This window comes from Hymenobacter sp. GOD-10R (assembly GCF_035609205.1).
Classification (GTDB): domain Bacteria; phylum Bacteroidota; class Bacteroidia; order Cytophagales; family Hymenobacteraceae; genus Hymenobacter.
Window position 1 is genome coordinate 5992510 of sequence record NZ_CP141184.1, and the last position, 22861, is coordinate 6015370.

Here is a 22861-nt window from a genome sequence, read left to right on the forward strand (position 1 = left end):
CTAGTCAGCGGGAAGCCATTCGCGTAGAGGGAAGATGCAAGGCAAGAAGCAGTTCACCGATCAGCTCGTCACGCACTTCCGCCTCTCCGAGCGGGTGCCCACGCATAACTTCTACCGGCGACTCGACGCGCTCTTGGACCTGGGCTTCCTCTATGAAGCCACCCAAGGCCTGTATAGCCACACCGGGCAGCCCTCGCTCGACCCGGTCGTGTTCTTCAAGCTGGTGCTCATTGGCTACTTGGAAAACATCACCAGCGACCGCCGCCTGCTCGAGCACTGTGCGATGCGGCTGGACCTGCTCTACTTTCTGGGCTACGAGCTCGACGAAGCCCTGCCCTGGCACTCCACTGTGAGCCGCACCCGCCAACTCTACCCGGCGGCACTTTTTGAGCAACTCTTCGACCGCGTCTTTAGCCTCTGCGTGCAACACGGCTTGGTGGCCGGCGACACGCAGACCGTGGACTCCGCCCTGGTGAAAGCCAATGCCTCCCTCGACAGCCTGTGCGAAAAGCAGCCAGTACAAGCAGTGTGGCCGACCTTAACCATCGTGGGGAGCACCCCGAAAACACCGGCCACGCCACACCCGGCCTCGATTCGTTCCGCGCCAGCCCATCAACTCCGCTATGAGGCGGCGCGCCAAGCCAAGCGACAACAGGAGCCCGGTTCCTTGGGCGCTACCCGTCCCCAAGCGCGCTTGCTGAGCAACAAAACGCACTATAGCCCTACCGATCCGGAAGCCCGCATCTCCATCAAGCCCGGCAAAGCGCGCGCTTTGAACTACCTGTGCAGCCTAGTCGTGGATACCGCCCAGGGGGTCATCAGCCATGTGCAAGCGAACTTAGCGGACAGTCGCGACAGCCTGCACTTACCTCGGATTGTGCAGCACCTGCAGCAACGTCTAACGGCCAATGACTTGCAGTTGCGGGACTTGGTTGCCGATACGGGCTACTCCAATGGCTTTAACTATGCCCTGCTCGAAAATAGTGGTGTTACCCCGTGGATACCCGTGTTTGGCGCCTACAAACCGATCGTGGAGGGCTTTACTTACCACGCCCGCGTCGATGAATATCGGTGCCGAGCAGATAAGCCGCTGCCCTTTCGCAAGTACCGCTCTACCGCTGATGGCAACTGGATGAAACATTATCGAGCCTTCTATCAGGATTGCCAGCACTGTCCCTTCAAGGCGAGTTGCGTCCCCTACGCGGACCATAAGCAACTGAATCGCTCCGCTTTTGACGCGGCCTATCATCGGGCCTGGCATCGGCAGCGCAGCCGCCAAGGGCAGCACATGCGCCGTGTGCGACAACGCACCATCGAACCCGTATTCGGCAACTTGCTGCACCACTATGGCTTGCGCCGCATCAACGTACGCGGGCAAGCCGGCGCGCACAAGTGTATGCTGCTGGCGGCAGTGGCCTATAATCTGAAAAAGCTCCTGCGTCATCAACCTAAGCTGCAGTTGGGAATGGCCCGGGTACTACCCCTGCTACCACCTGCACCACCGTTCATGCTCCGCTGCAGGCAACGCCACCGGCGTAACCGCACGAAAGCGCTGCGAAACCTGGCTGGCTCGAACGGGCGGTGAGTTCTGCAACAGCCACGGGCGTTTGTGAAATGATACAAGCTTAACCGTAGAAGCACGGGTGTTATATTTTGAGTTTAGATTGATGAAGTTGTAGCGCTACTTGAGCACATTACTGCATTGCCAAGGCAAGTTGCTGAGATCAATAACTCCTGAGGACAACAGGCTAACTAGCCTAAATGCGACCTAAAAGTCCGATTCCCGTCTCTGGTACTAAAAAGCCCTTTACGAAATGTAAAGGGCTTTTTTCACGCATTGGGGTACAGTATAGGGCACAGCATGCGGTTGTTTGTTGTCTCTTTTCATAAGCACCGTCTCACTTGATTCAAATTTCAAACTTCTCGCTCTCCTTCGATCTCAACGTAATATCTTTGTAGCCCTCTTTAATACTTGGGCCTCAAGGATGGATGTTTCAGTACCTGTTCAAGTTCCCCTTATCGGATCTATCAACACTAACCCTAACGGGTATAATAAGATTATCGCTTTTGAACAGGCCTGCCGCAAATACAGAAACTGCTATATAGAGCTTGATTTAAATCATTTAAGCTGGTTTGATGCGAATCTGAGCGCTTTGTTCGATGCGGTACTATATAGGCTACAACAGGAGCTTGGTCTATATTTTGTTGTGGATATAGAACTGGTAAACAAGAAGTTTCCTATCCTCTTGAGAAATGGTTTTTTATCATCTATTCGCTCACTACCTGACAATGCGGGCACTACTGTTCCAGTAGAAACATTCTCAACAAAGGACGACGAGAAGTTTTTTGATTATTTAAAAAACAAGTTGCTATCCCATCCGCAGCTTTCTTTGAGCCGACCACGGAAAGACAAGTTGCTTATACATTTCTTGGAGCTTTTTGCTAACATTGATACTCACGCGAGAACGTCTCATCCTGTTTTTGCATGCGGTCAATTCTTTCCAAGACTTCACAAACTGCACTTTACTTTGGTTGACTTAGGTGTTGGATATCTTGCTCCTATTCATAGCTTTACATCAGGCCAAGTTGACACATCATCCAAAGCTATTGCATGGGCTTTACATGATACTAATACTACCAAATCGAACGATGTTACCGGAGGATTAGGTTTAAAGCAGCTACATAGTTACTGTCATAGCAATGATGGTGAAATGCAGATTATCACAGGTGATGCCTACTGGAGTAACAGAACCAAGGCTCAAACTGTAAGCCACTTCAATGGCTCCATTGTTAATGTATTGTTCAACTGTGGTTAGGTTTATTCGTATAAAGAATATAACCCCTTGGATACAGCAGGTTAGTAAAAATTTGCTAATATACTTAGCACAGCTTGCACGTTTTTCATTCAAAATGCGTTACTTGCATAGTACTGTAACCTTCAACACATCTTTACTTATGAACGCCACTCGCATCATCGCAAAAGACATTCTCGGCAAGTCAATCGCCGTGATGGACGGAGATGGGCGGAAGCTTTCTGAGGAAATGACCCGAGTTTATCATCAATTCGGAGCAGTGGTTGTTTCTTTTAAAGGCATCAGCCATATCACTACGGCTTTCTTGAACGCTGCTTTAGGAAAGTTTATACTCCAGGCCGGCTCTCCTGAAGAGGCGCAAGAGCGTGCATCTCATGTGGAGTTCACTGATCTTGCCAATAGCTCTATGGAGACTCAGATCAAACGGGTTAAGAAATTGGCTTTGGATACAGAGCTGCGTTCAATGCACAACTCTGTCCTGTTACAGGAGACCTGCGCATAATGGCACTCAACTTTCGAGACATAGAAAAAGAAAAGCCGGGAAACCGGCTTTTCTTTTTTGATGCCAATGTTTGGCTATTCATCATAAATGAGATCCCTCACAACTCAAAAGATACAGATCCAGATAGTAGGAGGCTCTCCTATCGACAGCAACCTTACATAGATTTCACAAAGCGACTATTGAACTCTGCAACTTCTTCTGATGAAGAAGGAAATGAAGTCTACCGCAAGGTAATCGCTATGCACAGTATTTTACTTACAGAAGTATTCAATGCACACCTCCGTAGCTCGTTTGAGCTATATAAGAAAGAGCTTCTTCGTGCTGGTACTCATACGAAACAACAAATAGACTCCTTAAAATATAAAGAGGATTATAGAAACAAGACTGACCATTACATAGAAGCTTTTCAGTTTTTTCAAGCTGAACTATATGGCTACGATCCTTTTATTGAGATAATAACCGACGAGTCCATAGATTTGGACATTATAAAACTTCTAGGCACCCTCCCTCTTGCCGCAGATTTCAATGACAGATATTATTCTGAACTCTGTCGTCGTAACAACTATATACTTGTGACTGATGATCATGATTTTTCGGAGGAGGCTGTTGTTGCAATCACAGGCAATAGAAAGCTATTGCAAAAGGCTATTAATCAACCTTCTAGTAGCAAAAAGGCAAAATCCATTCTACATCAGACAAGAAGTAAGTCAAAGAGGGGCGGCAAGTAAGGCACTATATCCTGTAGCAACAATATGGTCATTGTTAATGAAGATTGATGCAGGTGTTATCCCATGATATTAACATATGACACAATAGGTGGTAACAATATAAAAACCTATCTAAAGTCGATAGGTTTTTATATTCGAGAACACAGTAGTTGAGAAATCAAGATTGAATAATTATTATTGGAAAATCCAATCAAAGTCAATTAGATGTTCTAAATTATCTGTTAAGCTATTATCAGGGTTTGATCTTAAGTACTTTCCGTTGCTTCCATTAACGACTTGCACTGTTTCGCCTACTTTCCATTTTGCTTGTACATAATTCCATACCCACGTAGTAGCAGTATTGCCTCTAGTTTCTAATAATGCAATAGCTTGAGCCTTGGAAACCTTTGTTGCTCTAGAGACAAAGGTTTCATTTACTGTGTGAAAGGCATAGTGTGTAATCACGTTATTTAAGCCCTTCCAAACTCCTGTAATTCTATATAAGGCCATGACTTATCTGTTCAACAGGTTAGTACAGTGATTTCTTGTGCTTACCATATTGATTCGTTCCGGTGTAAGGGTTCACGTACTTGCCCCCTTTGTGAGTTTGAGCATTTTGCTGATCCACGTAGGTTCCACCATGGCTTTCGGTATGCGTACTCCCGCTGTAAACCGGAGCTGAGTAGCTCGATGAACTAGGCATTGAGTACGTAGCTGCTGGGGCTGAGTACCCCCCATAGGCTGCTTTGTTAGCACTGTAGCGCATGTCTGGTGTACCATCCTTCTTCGTCTGCGCATTAGCAGCCACAGATAGCAAACAGAAGAAGACAAAGAATAGAAGTTGTTTTTTCATCTTTTTAATAGAATGAGTTAATACTTGTTTTTAGGTAGTGTATTGAGTAAAAGTGACCAAGAGTTTTCGAGAGGGCTAGGTTGTAACAGGAGTTAAATTTTCACCCGTGCCATGTAGAATCCACTCTGCTTGGCGGTGAACCTGCGTTAAGGTTTTCGCATCCATGAGGCCTGCCCGATAATCGCGTAAATCAGGGTCTAAGATTACATAGGCTCGCACATAACGTCTCGATAATCGTCCGGGATTGGCAAAGCCAAGAAAGCCTATAGTGATTGTGGTTGTGACAAACACAATACTCTGGTATGGCTCTTCTAAAATCTTCGCAGCGCTTAAAGCTGACAGCGCTACGCTAGCCGTACCAGTAATCCAGTGTGTATATGGCCAGTACTTAGAATGGCTTAACCAAAAGTCAAGCTTCTTTCCTAGATCACTTGAGTATTCATCTTGAGTATTCATGTGCCTATGTGAGTAGACGTGGAATTACTAATAGCACTTCATGCACTGTCGTTTCCCGGCTGCTTGCGCCTTACTTGCAGTAGTTGTGACTACTTCATGTGTACAGCGGCGCATGGCCGAACACTCATTGCTTGAGTGGTAAACGACAGTTCTGCTATTGTTGCAGATATAAACAGTAGTGGCCGCCTTAGCGTGAGCTGCGCTACTGTAGGGTTGACAGCAACTAGACGCGAGGCTTCGGCGCTGCCCATCAGGAGCAGCGAGCTGAATAGTAGTAGTTTCTTCACTTAATAGAATATGCAAATAGTATAGTGCTAGTATACAAACATTTACCCATAAAGCGTATCTCAGACGATATATAAAATTTACGAGTAGGCCGCTTCGTCTTATTTCGGAAGCCTACGAACTCAAGACTATCGCATATAGAGTTACTTTTTGAAAGTAACTGATACAGGTATAAAACTGGCACAGAATTGCGTCTGACATATAAGGGTATACTATCTGCTTCTATGCTCAAGTATTTCGTTCTTCTGGTGTTCCTCTTCTCCTCTGCGCATGGGTACGCGCAACTAATGAGTCATGCCTCTATCAATCGATAAGTTCAGAGCCCTTGACCTGAGTGACCAGCTCGGCACCGTACTAAATGAAGGCACATACATGGCAACTCGCTACGAGGAAGAGGACACGATCAACCTTTACCACCTAGGTAGCTTCTTTGTCGAAGTGTACTATGACCCAGAGATCAACCACCTACATCAATGCTTTTCCTTCACTAGCTCAGCGGGGCTGGAAGATTATGCAGTCTATGTACAGCTAAGCGAATTAGGAATGTAAAAGACGCTTCTTATTCAGTGTTTGATTGCCAAACTCCCATTAACAGCAGTTGTCAGCTTGCTTATTCAATGCAATCCATTATCACACGACTTACCCTCACACTAGCTCTATCTCTCTCGCTTCACACATTCTTAGCCGCTCAAGGTACCATTGCAAAGCTAGATGAAAAGAACGGCTTTAAGGATGCCAAATTAGACAGCGATATTACAGCCTTCCAGCACTTGGTTAATGAGAGCTGTGAGCCTGGTAATGGTCCAGATGTAAGCTGCTATACGCGTACGACTGACGTACTTATGGTCGGCACTGCATCGCTAGACAAAATTCAGTACACGTTTTATAAGGGCTCATTAGCAGCCATTATGGTGACAGCAAGAGGCTTAAGCAACGTCAACACCTTCTGCTACGCAATAGGATCAGCTTACGGGGAAGGCAAGCACCCATATGAAGGGGTCAATAGTGTCGAGTGGAATGGCGAACGTGTGTACATGACCTTGGATGTAGTCAAGGGAGACGCTAAGCATGAACCAGTCCTAACGTTAGTACTTCGTAGCACTGCCCAAATGGCGCGATCAAAGGCAGATAGGAAAGAGAGTAGCAAAGCGGCTATGCAGAAGGCTATCGATGATCTGTAAGAGCTACGACTTCATTATACCCCCCTTGGCATACAGATCCTAGTTTATGCGTTACGTTGTTATTCGTCTACTCTCCTTCCTGCTTATTGGTGTAGTCGTTGTAAGTTGCTCTGATACAAATAATGCTCCCGCACCCACGACGAATACGTCTATACGGGACGAGAACTTAGCTTTAGGCAACCCCAGTGGTGCCACGACGGATGCCAGTAATTACACGAATTATCTGCTGGTAAAACCCCAGTACACACTTAGCTACCATCGGGACCGAGGCATACCAAATTGGGTGAGTTGGCACCTGAGTAGCGCTTGGCTGGGCACAGCCGACCGCCAGAATAACTTCACAGCTGACAACGGCCTACCCACTGGCTGGTACCGCGTGACTACGAGCAGCTACACGGGTTCCGGGTTTGACCGAGGCCACAACTGCCCTTCCGCTGATCGTACTGGTTCAATAGAAGATAATTCAGCCACGTTCCTGCTGAGTAACATCATGCCCCAGGCGCCCAACAACAATCAGCGCACGTGGGTGGGATTAGAAAATTACTGTCGCACGCTCGTGGATCAGGGCAACGAACTCTACATCATCTGTGGCAGCTACGGTAAGGGAGGAGTCGGCAGCAATGGCGCAGCTTCCACCCTAGACAACGGCCGTGTAACCGTACCTGACCGTTGCTGGAAAGTGGTCGTGGTCTTGCCAGTGGGAAGTGATGATGTAAAGCGGGTAAGTACCAGCACGCGCGTAATTGCCATTGATATCCCGAATGACAACAGCGTAAATACCAGTTGGGCCAGTTACCGTACCACCGTCGATATAATTGAGCAGGCTACAGGATATGATCTGTTGTCAGTTGTTTCCACGTCGGTGCAAAAAATATTGGAAGCTAGCGTCGATACGGGGCCAACAAATTAGTAGCAGATATTATCACTAGACGCATGCAACAGGTGTTGCTGCACTCGACTGATTAAGAGATGAGTGTCTGCTGTCTACTTTAGGCAGGGAAGCTCACTAGTACGCTCATGGATACACATGGCCTCTACTACGACCACCACCGGCAAGGAGGTGTATCTGCCGGGATCTTGGTTTGAAACGCCGCAACGACCACTTAAAACAGCAGAAACCAAGTAGCACCGACGACGAACAGCAGGGTAGAGTATCCTTGCGCGTGTGCAAGCTCTGTACCTACCTTCGGGGCATGGCTTCCATCAATCGTGTCGAACTCACTCCCACGTCTGTTTATATCTTCCTGTCCGGCAACAGCTTCTGGTCATGCCTGTTGACTGCAAAGCCAGCGACGTTTCTTTACCATGCCACACCAGCCCAGCGGGCGAACTGGCAGTTGGTAGATAGAGATACGGCGGTGGAGTGGCCAGACCTAGGCGAGCGGCTGAGGATGGAGCAGATGTAATAGGGAATAATTAAATTTATTAATTATGAAAAACGATCTGCTACTGCCAATCATTACAATACTCGGATCATTTATAACTGTTATACTAACCGGATTATTTAACATGGTTAGCAAGATGTTTGATAGTAAAATAAAGATATAAGAACATAAATTGAATATACGATCTGCATATGTTAGCAAGAAAATAGTTGCTGGAGAGGAGTATATAAAACAAAACACATTGTTAGAGACTCAAATGCTAACAATTAGATTTTATTTGATAGCCCGCAAAGTTAACCCAGAATACGCTATTACTTTGAGAGACATTGTTGTTAAGCTGAATGATAAGGTAACGCTAATTGATTTGGAAGGAAACCAGCTTTATCCTGCATATTTTGCATTAAGCCCTGCCGAGGAAGGAATAAACAAAGCAATAGAATATTACAATGAATATTCTACTGGATTAACTCTTGCCACTGATAAATTAGAGGCAAGGGGAATACACTACGAAGAAAGTATAAAAGACTTGGTTCATAATAATATTAAAGCTGCTGGATTGGTAATTGAAGCGATTGAAAAATCAAATTCATATATAAGAAGTGAGTTAGCTAAATACGATATTATATAGAATAAAAAAGTCCAGCCTTGTGAGAGCCAGGCTTTTTACTTTTAAATAGGTGCACCACTGGTATGGGCACGATAATATACGATTCACATCAATTATAGCTACGACCTGCGCGACTTAGTGTAGCAGCGGGGCTGCTGGGGCAAGGTGCATGCGGCCGTATGACGTGAATAAGTGCTTGGATAGCTACATGCGCAAGGTGTACCGCATCGACAGCGACTACTGGGATTGCGCTACTTTGAAGAGGATATACAGCCTGCTTGGCGAAAGAGTGCGTGACCGCAAAGCCTACTAATGAGGCTGAGCTTATATGTCTTACACGGATTTCTATATTGGCTTGCGCTGCACATCGATGATCCCATATTCCCCTGCTGCATCTTCAACGTGAATCAATAGGCTTTTCAATGGGCTAGGGTTATGCTGGAGCGCTCTGCCATCCGCTCGCACAAACGAGGCCCAAGGAATCGACATTAACGAGTTGGGACGTAATGTATCGGTTCGATAAATGTACTCCCTGTCCACGATTATAATTACGCGGTGATAGGTGACATGGTCATAGTTGCGCAGCCATAGGGATTCTTCCTTGGCGCGCGCGCCCATATCCAACTTGAGTGTTGGCTTCTTGGCGGCTTCAGTTGGGGAAAAGATTTGCGCACGGGCCGAGAAGGAGAACGTGCCGTACGAAATGCCTAATACAAGTAAGTAGCGATACATAGCAGATGAGGTAGAATAAGACTGGCTCGCTTATTCAACTTTCACTCCAACTGTGAAGCGCTACACAGACGAAAAAGCCTAGCTCGCTAGCGACCTGCTTGGTTAAGCGTTTCCTTTCGGACCATGCGCAAGGCATCCATATCGATGCGCAATAATCCCTCAAAGCACGTGGTGTAGGCGGGCGTTTGCCACTCAGCTTTGCCGACCCACGGTGTTACTTTCTGCCCCTTGCCCCGGTATGCTGTGCCAAAACTTACCGTGCCTGTTCCATAGCGTTGGTTGAGTTGGTCGAGTTCCGCCATTAAGCGTGTACGCTGTTCGCAATTTGGCTTGGGATCGAACAAGGTCAACTGCTGGCAACCATCCTGTTCCAAGCCGTCGAACACTACCCCCGCTTTCTTGTAAATGGTGTTCGGCTGCCACAAGCGTTTAAGCAATGCTCGGGCATACCGTAACAGTTCGCCCGTGTCACTGGTGGCGGTAGGCAGCGTAATGGTCGCTGAGAAGGTATGCGGCGGGGGCTCCGAACCGAACCGGTTCTTGCTGATGAACACCGTGAGCACATTCACCGCAGAGTCTTGACGGCGCAGCTTCTCAGCCGCGCGCGACGCGAAGGTGCCCACCGCGCTGAGTACATCCTGATAAGAAGAAAGGTGCTGTCCAAACGAGCGAGTGCAGGCAACGCTCTTACGCGCTAGTTGTCCATCTTCGCTGGGGGCTAGCTCGTGGCAGCAGTGGCCTTGCAGCTCTCGCACGAGACGCGCACCTACCACGCCCCCAGATGCTTGCGCGCCCACGATTCAGATACTTTGGCTAGGTGCGCGGCAGTTGGCACGCCCAACTGATACAGCTTGGTCGCGTACTGGCGACCGATGCCCCACACGTCTTCGACGGCAATTTGCTCCAGCGCCCACTGCCGTTTCTGCTCAGAGTCCAAGTAGAGCACCCCGTCTAGTTCCGGCCGCTTCTTGGCTAAGCGGTTGGCTAGTTTGGCCAAGGTCTTCGTCGGTGCAATGCCCACGCAGGTGGGAATGTGTGTGCGTCGCTTGACTTCGGCGCGAATGCGTCGGCAGAAGGCCTCCAAGTCCCCGTGCCAGCGCTCCATGCCGTGCAGATCCAGAAAGCATTCATCGATCGAGTAGATCTCAATCTCGGGCACCATGCTAGCCAAGTAGCTCGTCACTCGCCAACTCATGTCCCCGTATAAGGCATAGTTGGATGAGAACACACGTACCTGGTGCTGTTTCAGTAAGGGTTTGAGCTTAAAATACGGTTCCCCCATGCCGATACCTAAGGCTTTCGCCTCAGCCGAGCGGGAGATAATGGCGCCATCGTTGTTACTCAATACTACAACGGGTACCTCATTCAGCTTGGGTTGGAAAACCCGTTCACAGCTCACATAAAAGTTGTTGCCATCAACTAACGCGAACATAGCTGGACAGGCGCCCGCGCCTTGTTTCGGTCACTACGTGCGTCACTACGCCCCACACATCAAACAGATCGGGTTCAGTCACCTCAATGGAAGGAAAGGTGGGGTTATCGGGCACGAGCCACCAAATAGTACCTCGTTGCACCAACCGCTTGACGGTAAACTCTCCATCGATCACGGCAATTACTACATCGTCGTGTTGGGCACGTAGGTGACAATCCACGGCCAGCAAAGCCCCATCCCGAATACCAGACTCACCTCCGGTCATACTTTCCCCCATCACCCGCACTAGGTACGTTGAGTCTGGGTGTGGCAGGAGTAGCCGATTCAGGTCTAGCTTGACTCCGTGGTGGTCCTCTGCTGGGGAGGGAAAACCAGCAGGCACAAGCGATTCAAAGAACAGCAGCCACAACGGCCGCCGAGCAACAGACAGCAATACAACTTCACACATAGGCAGCTCAACAAAGTGGAACTGCAAGCAATACGCTTTTGCTAATATAATTGGATATGAATTGCTAAAAAATTTATCAGCAGATTGTTAATAACTCTGTATAATAGCAGAAGGCAACACGGAAACTAATGGCCTCTCGAAACAGACTAACCTTTTATAGCTCCAGAACCTATTCACTTACTTAGTTTCATCACAGTGTATACTTGTCTCTTGCACCCTAATGGGTTTACATGCCAAGACCACCTTATACCTAAACACTGCCTAAGTATGTGACAGACAATACATGCTTATTAGTTACAGGTCTGTTATTGAATTGTATATATGATCAATCTCGCTTAATGTATAATGTTTATTTAGATACAAGCCCTCACTATTTATGTAATTAACGAAAAGAATAGGGCTGTTAGGCTTACTTTCTGTTAGGCTAAATGTAGCGAAACATACTTCTTTGCAATACGGGTCCCTCCTATGCACCTCAATAGCCTTATACAAGTATGATATATAAGGTTTAAATTCTTCTCTAAGGTCTTGAGGAGAAACCGGATCTTCTTGGACTGGAGAAATAGAATACCTATATGGGGGATAGTCTTTGCAAATATCTTCTTCTGGTATGGCTTCTAATTTAAATTTATTTTTCCCTTTCACAATAGTGTAATAGGCAATACCTCGTCCGCTTAGACGCTTCATTGTTAACTCCACCTGTTCTCTGGGCATTCTAAGCCCAAAATAGATGGATTTGATAGCGCGAAAGTCATGCATATGTTTCCCGAAATCATCTGTAATGATCCGAATTTCTTTTTCATATGCCCAACTATCTGTTTTGGTGCCTATCATTTTTTGCAAAAAGGAATTGAGCCCCCTTTGCTTAAGATACATAATATCATACATATCAAATTCGCTAGGCTTTTCTGTGTACGACACATCTAGGGGGTAGTGCTTCGTATAAGCAAAACTTTTTAATATATCTATATCATATCCTACACAAAAACCTTTGTGGGAATCAGCATAATGCGCCCAGAGGAGATCATTAATATTATCTTTTGACAAAGAAAAGACCCCTATTTTATTAATTAAATCGGTTGTTTTGTAAAATTGATCTAAAGCGCCTGTTAAATGCTGTCCAACATCTTTACTATTTGCTAAACCCAGTAATTTTACAATAGTATCTAACTCTATTTTTATTTTGTCAGTGTCGAACGTAGCTTCGCAGGGATCATTTAAACTATCAATATCAGAAGCCCAAAAAAAGCTTTCTTCAATTGAGGTTAGATCTCTCTCAAAATTATAACCACCACGGTATTTGTACGCTATCATAAGTGTTTACATTAATGTCTTAATTGCATAGATGATAAAGATGCTCAAAGATCACTGGACTTACTAGTCAAATATTTATGACTTCTGATTAGTTTACACTGTGACGTGCTTATTACGCCTTTTTTATTCGCAAATGGGTAACTTTATAGTATGGCAACAGCATCATTTCCAGACTATAACTCCGTCCCAGGCGGAGTAGCCGGTGGCTCGGCGCGGCGAGGCATTTATACTAGGAGCGGGCGACAAGCCCTTGCAGATAATCTGGCAACAAGACGTTCTTGCAGCTAAACGACAGCAATACGAGGCCACCCAACGGGCCAAGCAGCAGGCACAAGAGGAGCGCGACTTTAATCTGAATAAAGCGCTTGATGACCAACGGATTGAGTACGGCTACTTGCCCTCCCTGCTCGTGCAGGTAGTAGGCCACGGCCAGGTTGTAGGTACCCGTCGCTTCCATCACGAACAGGCAGTGCGCCCCACAGATCTTCACCAACTGCTGGAAGCCGACTTTGCTATTGCTGACTTCTAAATGCTGGAGCTGCTGCTCAACCTGATAACAGACGGCGAGGGTGGGTAGCGTGAAGAGAGATGAAAAAGGAATCCCGGGGAATCTTTTACTATCCTAACACAGATTCTTCGGCCTCACGGAACTGTCCAAAGTGGCCCCAGAAAAGGGAGGGGATTGTCATGTAAAACGAGCTCATGATGGCTCCATAATAGAGGAATCTTACTCCTCCCTTTTCCTTCTTAGTAACCGTCTTTACGGTAGGTAGGCAAACGTAGGATAATACATCTTATCAGATACTTTTTATAGAAATGACACACCTAAATTAATTGACTGCTTCTTTTTATTCATCGAGTAGTAGTAAATTAAAAGACCTTGTGCCAGTTGATTCTCATATATTTAAAAATTTTTATACATAACAGTTAGACGTTTCTTTGTTTTATTATTTCAGGTATTAATATATCTAACTGTGTTTTAAACTTGTACTTTAGGTCATTTATATCGGTATAATTAGTTTTAAAATGACCTAAATCGGCTAGTTTCTCTTCAAAATCAAATTTTGAAATTATATCAGATTTATTTATTTTACTTGTAGTAATATTTGAATCTCTAAAATATGTATATATAAAAGGTTTGCCTATTTCTTTGAATCTTCCAAATGCTTTGTCAAATTCTTCCGTTGTATATTTTCCAACCTTTGTAAAAAACAGACTAAGAAAAATATCGCATTGCTCTACGGCTTTATTGTACTCGGCTTGTAGACTTTCTTGAGACATGTGATCGATAAAGTATTCCCACTGGAGTATCTTTATATAAATATTCTCTTCATGAAGACGATCATTTTCTACGCTGATAAACTCTCTTAGTGCTTTTCTGTCATCTACTAGCTCCGAAGATGATGCTAAGAATATTTTGATAGTATTCATATTGGTTTTTTTGTATTTTAGGTTGAGTTATTTTTAGAATCTCTTCTACATTTACAATATCTCCCGTTATACTACATTGCGATCCAATGCCTTTTTCTCTAAATTTCAATAATACATTATAATCATGAAAAGAAGGTGTTAGAGAATTTTTACATTCAGAACAAATACATGGAATTAGTTGTTTGTAATTTAGTCGTCTAAAAGGTTTTATTACTTCTGAAAATCTTTCTCGAATTATTGATAATAATTCGATTTTATTTTTACCAGAAATACGTATTTCAAAACGATTGATTCCTCCGTAACTCTCTATTATTTCAGCGTATGCTCCATTCGCTTCAATATTTAGTCCCCTATGCCAAACAAGGTTATGGTCTTTTATATGATGATGTAAAGCAACTATCAATCTGGACATTATGCCTTGTGGCATGTATTTGTCGAATTCGTATACAAATTGGAGTATATTTTCGTTAGTATGAGCCCAATCTTCGTATGGTGTGATTGTTGGTAAATGAGCTGGCACAACATAATTTTCAGTATCATGTATGTGATACATCAATCCAAATCTGTGCATTAATTGAGTTAGCTTATTAACCTCGTATTGTAAGTCATTATTTTTCCATATTGATCTTATATCAACTTCGGTTAATCTTCCTCTTTTTGATTTAACAATATTGTTGTCTAAGACTTCGTAAACCGTTTTTACAAGCCAATTGGAATTAAGATAAACGCGTTCCTGTAATAACAAATCATCAATATAATGTGTAATAACACCTATTCTATTAAAATAACTGCTTAAAGTATTGATTATTTTAGAATCTTCAATATTGTATTCTTTGCAAATATATCTGAATTCATCAAAGGATATAAAATGTTCTATTCTATCTGATAACTTATTTCTTATTTTTACCCAAGATGGAGGCAGTGCATCTCCAATCTCAGGAAGTTGTTTCATGTAAAATTTGACCTTTTCCTGTAAATCTATAACAGAACTAATGTCGTTTGCTAAATCTAAATGAATTACTTCTTTGATAAGGCTTCCAAAATGACTTTTGTACCCAACTTCATCGAATTTCTGTTCATGACCATACTTTTTATTTAGGATTATAATTAACGAACTGTTATCTCCACCTAATTGGTCAATGGTATTAAGCCAGTAAGAGAAGTTTGTATTCTGTTCACGTGTTTCTGCTACTAATACATAAAAAGACTTTTCACCAAAAAACATTTGATGAGTTCCATGATAAATTCTTTGGCCGCCAAAGTCCCATATATTTACATTGAATACGACCTTGCCTAATGAACGGAAGTCGATACGATATTTCCATTTCCAGATATCTATTGCGAGTGTTGTATCTTTCTCCTTAGGCAATGGAGCATTTACATCCTGTATTCTCCGAGCAAATGTTGTTTTCCCTGTGCCACCTTCCCCTATTATTAATAGTTTTGACTCAAAGAGAAGTAGTGTTTTTCCTTCTTCTTTATGTATTTGATCAAAGTAAGTATCTATCGCTTCTTTTCCCTGCGTTATTATTTGATATGGTGGAGATGTTATAGGATTTTTATATAAAAAAAATTTGTGCAAAAGTGTATATACGTGTTTAGACTTATGTATATCAATTATTCCTTTGTATAAATCTAATTCATAATCTCTTATTATAGCTGCTTCGCTATACATTTGAAACTTTACAAAAAAACTTTTTATAAGAATAATCTCATCTGGCGTATTGATAGGAGTTTTTTCTTTAAAGACTATATCGAACAATAATTCTGGTGCTTCTTGTATTTTATTATTTGTTAATATCATAGTTCGTATGTTGTTGAGATTTGTAAGTGGTGTTATATCTGTAATTGCGTTGTCATTCAAGCTTAAATATGTAATATTAGTTAGGCTCTTTATAAAATCAACGTTTTCTATGTTGTTGCTAGATAAATCTAAGTATGTTAATTTATTTAAATGTGAAATCGGTAAAAAATCAATAATAGAATTTCTGTCTATTTCTAAATATTCTAAATTATTTATATTTTTAATCCATGTAATATCCTCCATGCGATTATTAGAAAGACTTAAACGAGTTAATTGATTTGGGTATACGATTGGTGGAATATTCCTTATTTCACAACTGTTTAATATTAAAGAAGATAATTTATTTAAGCTAAATAAAAATTGTATATTATCATTATTGTCTGTGATAATGTTGTATGATAAATCTAAATGTTCTAGTTGTTTTATATCTGCAAGCCTTGTGAAATCTTTGACCCAGTTCTTTGATATATTTAGATAGGTTAATTTTTTTAAATTTGCAAGTGGATTAACATCGGCTATTCTATTGTCAGATAAATTTAAGTATCTTATCTTGGTTATAAATACTACTTTTTCAATGTCTGATATTTTATTATTTGACAAATTTAAATGAGTTAAATTTGTCAAATTTTCTAATGATGATATATCCCATATTTCATTATTTGCTAAGTTTAAATGAGACACTGCTTTTGGGATTAAGTACAATCCACCTGTCCATGCATTATTACTAAAATCTAAAACAGTAAGGTTTTTAAGATTATTTATTAAAGATAATATTTTTGTAATTATATCTTCCGTTTTGGGTGTGTATTTTTCGACAAATTCCTCTATTTTTAATATAGACCCTATATGCAACTCTGTTACTTTGTCATCGTCCATCACATACGAGTATCGTATAATTGATTTAGGATGATTTAGGATTTCAGAATGTATCCTATGTAATGAACGACCTATAATTTTCTCTATGCTTCTTATTATTATCAGATCTTCCATAATACAATGTGAACTATTGTTGGAACTAAATTTTGGTTGATTTAAATTACCATTGTGTTTATAGTCGCATATGCTTGTTCTGTTGCTATCGTAAATACATTGGATTGCTCGTGCTGGGATGAGGCTAAGATAGTGGCCTTGGTTAAAAGTTTGGGGCTGGGGTCTACTTGATCTTAGACTAATTGAGCGGTAAGCAGTATAACGGCTCCGACTCCGGCGCGAAAGGCATTTGGGGTCGGTGGAAGTAAGTACTCCGTGTGAACCTCTTCTCGGCTCTTTTTACCTCTCCTATTGTTCCTTTTCTGGTGAGGTGAGTTGTTCAGTTAAAAGGGTAATAGCAACTATAAACGTATCAAGGCGTGGAAGATACCTGCTGAACGCTTAGCGCCAGCCCATGTCCATGCATAATATAATCAGTGCTGACACTGATGCTTGCGCTATTTTATTCATATATGTTCAGCAAAATTTTTACTCTTGGGCTTGTAGTTATTGCTCTATTTATACCTGAAATATGGCCCGAATATTCATTAGCCATGCTAGCCCTGACAATGTGTGGGCAGAAAATATTTATGCCTGGTTGGTCGAGAATGGCTGGGATAAGGAGGACATTTTCCTAGACTTTGACCACAGAAGAGGTATAGCACCGGGGGAAAGATGGCAGGAAGCACTACAGGTAGCCATGGGCCGGTGTGAGGTAGTAATATTTCTGGTATCGCAAGCTTGGGAGGCTTCGAAATGGTGCATCACCGAGTATCTGACTTCCAAGATGTTAGGCAAAAAATGCATACCTGTGCTGATAGAGCCGGACGCTTCCTATAGCATGCTACCTCTCATGAAGGCCGAGCACCAGGCGGTGAACCTAGTAACGGATAAGAAAGGATATGAGCGGCTGAAGCGAGGTTTGCTGAAAGCCGGTATTGATGCAAATACATTCACGCATGCCCCAGGGAGGCCGCCCTATCCAGGTCTACGGGCGCTGACCGAGCAAGACCCTGCCATTTTCTTTGGCCGTGACACCCAGATTATCGCGGCATTGGATACGCTACGGCGCATACGTGATACGGGAGTGCAGCGAATGTTGGTGCTACTTGGGGCCTCGGGCTGCGGTAAGTCCTCATTGATGCGAGCCGGCCTCTGGCCCCGCTTGAAGCGTGACGACCAGAATTTCCTGCCGCTACCTGTGGTGAGGCCGGCCCGGGCTGTGCTTTCGGGTGAAATGGGATTGTATCAGGCACTGGAAAGCGCGTTGAAGGATGCAGCCCTGACAGGTAAGCTGACTGACTGGTGCCCTCAAACACGAGGGAGCATTCGGGACTACCTAGACCAGGAAGGTAGCAAAGGCTTGGTTGCCCTTCTTGAGGTTGTCACGCAGGCCCATCAACGATTATTGCTGGAACCGGCTACGGAGCAGGATGCCGTTCCAACAGTAGTACTGTTTATTGACCAATTAGAGGAATTGTGGAGTCCGGATGCAAGTGAGGAAGCCACATTATTCATTGAACTCCTGGGTGGGACAATGGAGACATACACAGGCCTACTTGTAGTTACCTCCATACGCTCCCCCTCTTACGGCCTACTGGAAAATGAGCACCGGATTCCCGCAGGGCGCCAGGTATTGCTGCGCCTAGAACCCATGCCAGAAGGCTCATTCGGTATGGTCATTGAGAAGCCAGCCAACCTAGTAGGCTTGGAGCTGAAACCCGGCTTGACAGACCAGTTGCTGCTTGACGCGGCGGGGCAGGATGCCCTACCCCTGCTGGCCTTTACATTGGAGCGCCTGTATCGGGAGTACGGAAGTGATGGCAACCTGACTTTAAACGAATACCAAAGATTAGGTAAAATCTCGGGGGCTATTGAGAGCGCAGCCAAAGGTGGCCTCGACAAGGCAGCCAAAGAGTATAGTTTCGCATCGGACGACGGGAAACTGCATGAACTATTGAGGAAAGTATTCATACCGCACTTGGTCAGGGTAGATGAACAGGGTGAATTCATCCGACGGGTGGCGCTGCTGAGCGATATCCCGGCTGATGCCCATAAGTTGGTGTACCTGCTGGCAGATGAAGGCCAGCGGCTGCTGGTGATAGACCGATTGCCAGGACATAGACAACTGGATACAGTTGAGGTTTCACATGAGGCTGTACTACGCAAGTGGAAATTACTAAACGGATGGCTGCTTGATGAGAGGGAACACCTCATTTGGCGCCAACGTATTGAGCAGGCATGGGCTGATTATCAAAAGACTGGGTCGAAAGAACGTGAGGGAGCGTTCCTTGAGGGTATATTACTGGAAACTGCTAGGCGCTACCCTACGTGGGTGGCCAAGCTACCACAGGAGTGGCTTGTTTTTGTTCAGCAGAGTATGGATGCTGACAATGCTCGCAAAAGGCGACAGCGCGTTTTCGCAGGGACCGCTATCAGTGCTGCTATTGCAGCGATAATAACATTTATTTTTCTAATTATCAATCAACGAAAAAGCGAGGACACACAACAGCAGCTTGAACATGAAAGCCGACTTAACCTGTCACAATTCCTGGCAAGTCAAGCTAATACCTTCGGACAGGCAAGTCCTCAGACAGCCGTGTTATTTGCTGCTGAAGCCTTAGCTGTTTCCCTCAACAAGGATGAGTTGGTTAGCCCTCAAGCACGTAAAGCCGCGAACGACGCCCTAATGACACTGGATGGAAAGGGGTATCAGGGCAGCCTTAACCATTTAGTCAGCAATGTGGTATTCAATCGGGATGAATCACTTGCAGCAGCAATTGATGACTCGGGGGTCATCCAAGTGTTTGACCCTAACCTACCATTTCCGCAGGCGCTGCGCTATTCTATATACGTCAACGCCGGGTCACGACTTGTGGCATTCAGTGTGGACGGCACTAGTATTATCACATATGATGAAAGGTATAAAAGGGAGGGCTGGCAGTGGCCGCTGACAAAGGGCAAGCCAAGCCAACCGGTGCGAATACCCGGTGGGGCCTTGGAAGCAATGGCGGCCTCGGATGACGGAAGCCTGCTGGCCGCCGCCACTAGTAACGAGGTTATCCTCTATAGTCTGACAGACCCGAAGGGACTACGAGAAATCAGCAGGTTCCGAAAACTTGTACCTGATGAGGTAAGTATCCTGAAGCTCGACATGCATGCGAACATACTATTTTCCGGCTCTCGGCACAGTTATGTACAAGCATGGAGGCTGAATAGTGCCGGGCTACGGCTGCCTGTCGTCTGTTTTGATGCCAAGCACTCAGCGGTGCAACAGGGTACGCCAACCCGGGTACCAATTGATATCATCGACCTGTCTGAAGACCAGACCCATCTAATTACAGCAAGTTCATCTTGGGTAGAAGGGTCAGATGAGGCAGACCTTGCGGCGAAGGTATGGACGCTGCACGACCTGCACCCAGTTGGAACTCCACGTCTGCTAAAGCATGAACAAGCCATTTCGTTCGCCGCATTCATTGACCCAGGCCAAACTGTAGTGACAACCAGCTTGGACGGCACCATGAAGCGCTGGTCGCTGCCTAGTGCCGGCCCGGCCACAATGCTTGCCACGGCCCGCCACGAGTCTGACCCCACGGATGTTTTCAGAAATATTGATGCAGCCGCACTGGCACCAGATAGGAGCTTCATAGCTACGGCCAGCTCAGACGAAGTCATTCGGCTGACCAGCCTGTCAAATGCAGCTACGAAGCCGGTAGAACTTCGTGGCTTTAATACCACATCGGATTTTGTCAAAATCAGCCGGAGTGGGAAATGGCTTGTTTCCGGCGATATTGAAGGCACCTTGCGACTGTGGAACCTGAAGCAGGGATGGCCCGGGAGCAGAGCAGTGGCGGCTGGCAACTGGCAGATAAGCTATAAGGTCTCGCTGCTGGCCGAATCTGGAAGCACCGCCGCGCTCCTGGCGGATGACCATCTGGAGCTTTGGGACTTGTCGAAGATAGGCTCCCCCCGACAATTGCCTCCGTTAGATGAGGCTATTGAAGTGCCCAATAACTACCCTACCGGTAAAATACGGCTCAGCCCGGATGGCAGGTGGCTTGTGGCTCAACCAGCCACCTGCAAAGACAAATCGATTGTTCGGTCGGTTGATGGTGCCGTCACCTTCACGATTCAAGTCCGTACGTGGGATGAGAATGACAATGATTTCAGTCCAGATTCACGTTGGCTGCTCGTGAATGAGTCCACAGGGGCAAAAACGTATCTACTAGCACAGGCCCCATATTCGATACCATTAACTGCTTCCAATGGAGCAAGGGCATACTTCAGCGAATACAGTTGCGTTGGCGGAGAACTTTGGGTATATGGGCATGGCTCATCAATGAGCGGCGGCAGTAGTGACAGGGTAGGCTATCTATGGCACATAGCCCACGGGCAACGCCAGGCACAACGGTATGAATTAGGTGATTTAGGCACTTCCTATGCAACTGGTCTATTCAGCCCCAACGGCCAATGGTTAGGCATTCCGAGCGACAGGATATTCCACACACCTGGCAAGTTGGTGCACCTGTCTCAGACGGTCAAAGGTATCCACCCGCTAACGCTAACCCGTCAGGAAGCCGCCTCTGATATGTTCGTTTTCAGCCCCAACAGCCAGTGGCTGTTGACTGGAACGAACGATATTCTGACAAAGTCAGAAACGCGTGCGACAATACGAAATTTGCGTGCTCCCATGCTAGAGCCGCAAGTACTACCTATACTGACACAATATCTCCGAACGGCAGTGTTCAGTCCGAATGGAAAATTCCTAGTAACCGTAATGGGTACGGATGACTTTGCCCGGCTATGGCACCTCAATGAGGCAAAAGGCATTTTCGAGCCTACAGGTTTGCTCAGAGGGCCCGTCCCGACCCTTAATCATTATTGGGAGGTAATATTCAATCAACAATCTAACAAGGTTGCTATCACGACAACAGATGACGCCACACCGTTTCTCTGGTTTCTAGCGCCTGAAGGAAGTGCGTCAGCCCCGGTTAGGCTCCCCACTGGTGCACTAGACCTTAAGCAGGTGCTTTTCGCTCCCGACGGGGACAGATTGTTTGCCTTGAGTTCCTCCAGCTCCTCGACTGGGGGGAATATGAGCCGTGGAACCCAGTTACTAATGTTCGATGTGCAAGCCCAAGGCCAGAATGCTGCTAGCCAGGAAATACTCACCCTGGCAGAGGGAGACATAGATGGCCTGCAACTCACAGATGGAGGAAAGAGAGTAATGCTGGAGGGTAAACTTCCTTACAGCCGGCCTGTATTGGACGGTAATGCGCTATTCGCGCAGTTGGGAAAGGCCATCGGCCGAAACTTAACATGGGATGAATGGAGGCGGACGAGTATCAGTGGCCCCTACCGCAAAACCTTCTCAGCCCTACCAGTTCACCCAACAGTGGTGAAAGTATTGACTGACCGTGTGAAGACAGGCGAAATGACCGCCCCGGGTGATGTGCCGATAGACACCCTGGCGGGGTGGGCGCTGGAACTGAACAGTCCCATGCTGTGCGGCGAACTAGCGAGTGCCCTTGCCAAGGGCGGCGAGGGCAGGCTGTCGTCGCGCCTAATAGCGCAGGCATTGGCCCATTGGCCTGATGAGACTAGTTTCCGGATGACGCAACAAGCGGTGCATGCTTTGCAACGGGGTAAATGAAGAAGGTGAGAAGTTTATGGATGGCCTACATAAATAATCCTACAATAACCCCTTTATTATTCGACAAAAGGATGGTGGCTGTTGCAGGACTCCCAATGGTGAATTTAACTAATAAAGTCAATTTCTGAGAAAGGCTAAAAAGCCTACTTATCGCTATTATTCCTCGTAAACGAGGAAATAAGACATAACTTCTCTGAAATACTGATAGGGTTCTGCAACAGTCAAATGTATCATAAGGACATTATTTACGCAATTCTATTGCTTGTTTCAAGACGCAAATTGAATTCTG

Annotated in this window: 21 protein-coding genes; 10 read left to right on the plus strand and 11 right to left on the minus strand. The window is 45.2% G+C overall.

Annotated features, from left to right (window positions below; all coding sequences use genetic code 11):
• Positions 1–34 precede the first annotated feature (34 nt).
• The 4 genes from SD425_RS23930 to SD425_RS23945 all read left to right on the plus strand — a co-directional run bounded on the left by SD425_RS23930 (position 35) and on the right by SD425_RS23945 (position 4043).
• Positions 35–1585 (plus strand): IS1182 family transposase, encoded by a 1551-nt coding sequence (locus SD425_RS23930; RefSeq protein ID WP_324673047.1) that lies wholly within the window; start codon positions 35–37, stop codon positions 1583–1585.
• A 400-nt stretch (positions 1586–1985) separates the two neighbouring features.
• Positions 1986–2816, plus strand: a complete 831-nt coding sequence (locus tag SD425_RS23935) for a hypothetical protein (RefSeq protein ID WP_324673049.1) — start codon at positions 1986–1988, stop codon at positions 2814–2816.
• Positions 2817–2955: 139 nt separating this feature from the next.
• Entirely contained in the window at positions 2956–3315 is a 360-nt protein-coding gene (locus tag SD425_RS23940) for an STAS-like domain-containing protein (protein WP_324673051.1), read from the plus strand.
• Positions 3315–4043, plus strand: a complete 729-nt coding sequence (locus SD425_RS23945) for a hypothetical protein (protein WP_324673053.1) — start codon at positions 3315–3317, stop codon at positions 4041–4043. The genes SD425_RS23940 and SD425_RS23945 overlap by 1 nt, the downstream gene beginning before the upstream one ends.
• Positions 4044–4217: 174 nt before the next feature.
• Here the strand turns inward: SD425_RS23945 and SD425_RS23950 are convergent, their stop codons facing one another.
• The 3 genes from SD425_RS23950 to SD425_RS23960 form a co-directional block, all read right to left on the minus strand.
• Positions 4218–4532 (minus strand): DUF3892 domain-containing protein, encoded by a 315-nt coding sequence (locus tag SD425_RS23950; RefSeq protein WP_324673055.1) that lies wholly within the window; start codon positions 4530–4532, stop codon positions 4218–4220.
• 19 nt (positions 4533–4551) lie between these two features.
• Positions 4552–4875, minus strand: coding sequence for a hypothetical protein (locus tag SD425_RS23955; RefSeq protein WP_324673057.1), 324 nt, complete (start codon positions 4873–4875; stop codon positions 4552–4554).
• Positions 4876–4950: 75 nt separating this feature from the next.
• The gene (locus SD425_RS23960) at positions 4951–5331 is read right to left on the minus strand and encodes a hypothetical protein (RefSeq protein WP_324673059.1); all 381 of its coding nucleotides are present in this window, start codon (positions 5329–5331) and stop codon (positions 4951–4953) included.
• 579 nt (positions 5332–5910) lie between these two features.
• Between SD425_RS23960 and SD425_RS23965 the strand changes: the two genes are divergently transcribed.
• From SD425_RS23965 to SD425_RS23985, 5 genes are all read left to right on the plus strand, one after another.
• The gene (locus tag SD425_RS23965) at positions 5911–6165 is read left to right on the plus strand and encodes a hypothetical protein (protein ID WP_324673061.1); all 255 of its coding nucleotides are present in this window, start codon (positions 5911–5913) and stop codon (positions 6163–6165) included.
• 68 nt (positions 6166–6233) lie between these two features.
• Complete coding sequence (locus SD425_RS23970) at positions 6234–6797, plus strand: hypothetical protein (RefSeq protein ID WP_324673063.1); 564 nt, start codon at positions 6234–6236, stop codon at positions 6795–6797.
• Positions 6798–6843: 46 nt separating this feature from the next.
• Positions 6844–7707 carry a DNA/RNA non-specific endonuclease gene (locus SD425_RS23975; protein ID WP_324673065.1) on the plus strand — a complete coding sequence of 288 codons (864 nt, stop codon included), beginning with the start codon at positions 6844–6846 and terminating at the stop codon, positions 7705–7707.
• A 283-nt stretch (positions 7708–7990) separates the two neighbouring features.
• Entirely contained in the window at positions 7991–8203 is a 213-nt protein-coding gene (locus tag SD425_RS23980) for a hypothetical protein (RefSeq protein ID WP_324673067.1), read from the plus strand.
• A 151-nt stretch (positions 8204–8354) separates the two neighbouring features.
• Entirely contained in the window at positions 8355–8810 is a 456-nt protein-coding gene (locus tag SD425_RS23985; RefSeq protein WP_324673070.1) for a hypothetical protein, read from the plus strand.
• Between the two features lie 324 nt (positions 8811–9134).
• On the opposite strand, the gene SD425_RS23990 is transcribed toward SD425_RS23985, so the two are convergent.
• The 8 genes from SD425_RS23990 to SD425_RS24025 form a co-directional block, all read right to left on the minus strand.
• Positions 9135–9521 (minus strand): hypothetical protein, encoded by a 387-nt coding sequence (locus SD425_RS23990; protein ID WP_324673072.1) that lies wholly within the window; start codon positions 9519–9521, stop codon positions 9135–9137.
• Between the two features lie 86 nt (positions 9522–9607).
• Positions 9608–10318, minus strand: coding sequence for a DUF4113 domain-containing protein (locus SD425_RS23995; protein ID WP_324673074.1), 711 nt, complete (start codon positions 10316–10318; stop codon positions 9608–9610).
• The gene (locus tag SD425_RS24000) at positions 10288–10953 is read right to left on the minus strand and encodes a Y-family DNA polymerase (protein WP_324673075.1); all 666 of its coding nucleotides are present in this window, start codon (positions 10951–10953) and stop codon (positions 10288–10290) included. Before SD425_RS24000 ends, SD425_RS23995 begins: the two co-directional genes overlap by 31 nt.
• Positions 10937–11401: a translesion error-prone DNA polymerase V autoproteolytic subunit gene (gene umuD, locus SD425_RS24005; RefSeq protein ID WP_324673078.1), complete on the minus strand. Its 465-nt coding sequence runs from the start codon at positions 11399–11401 to the stop codon at positions 10937–10939. The genes SD425_RS24000 and umuD overlap by 17 nt, the downstream gene beginning before the upstream one ends.
• Before the next feature lie 294 nt (positions 11402–11695).
• Positions 11696–12715, minus strand: a complete 1020-nt coding sequence (locus SD425_RS24010) for a DUF2971 domain-containing protein (protein ID WP_324673079.1) — start codon at positions 12713–12715, stop codon at positions 11696–11698.
• A 229-nt stretch (positions 12716–12944) separates the two neighbouring features.
• Positions 12945–13208 carry a hypothetical protein gene (locus SD425_RS30060; RefSeq protein ID WP_416381015.1) on the minus strand — a complete coding sequence of 88 codons (264 nt, stop codon included), beginning with the start codon at positions 13206–13208 and terminating at the stop codon, positions 12945–12947.
• Between the two features lie 434 nt (positions 13209–13642).
• The gene (locus tag SD425_RS24020; RefSeq protein ID WP_324673083.1) at positions 13643–14146 is read right to left on the minus strand and encodes a hypothetical protein; all 504 of its coding nucleotides are present in this window, start codon (positions 14144–14146) and stop codon (positions 13643–13645) included.
• Positions 14097–16826, minus strand: coding sequence for a COR domain-containing protein (locus tag SD425_RS24025; protein ID WP_324673085.1), 2730 nt, complete (start codon positions 16824–16826; stop codon positions 14097–14099). Before SD425_RS24025 ends, SD425_RS24020 begins: the two co-directional genes overlap by 50 nt.
• 625 nt (positions 16827–17451) lie before the next feature.
• On the opposite strand from SD425_RS24025, the gene SD425_RS24030 reads away from it, so the two are divergent.
• On the plus strand, positions 17452–22572 hold the full coding sequence (locus tag SD425_RS24030; RefSeq protein WP_324673087.1) for a TIR domain-containing protein: 5121 nt from the start codon (positions 17452–17454) through the stop codon (positions 22570–22572).
• Positions 22573–22861 lie beyond the last annotated feature (289 nt).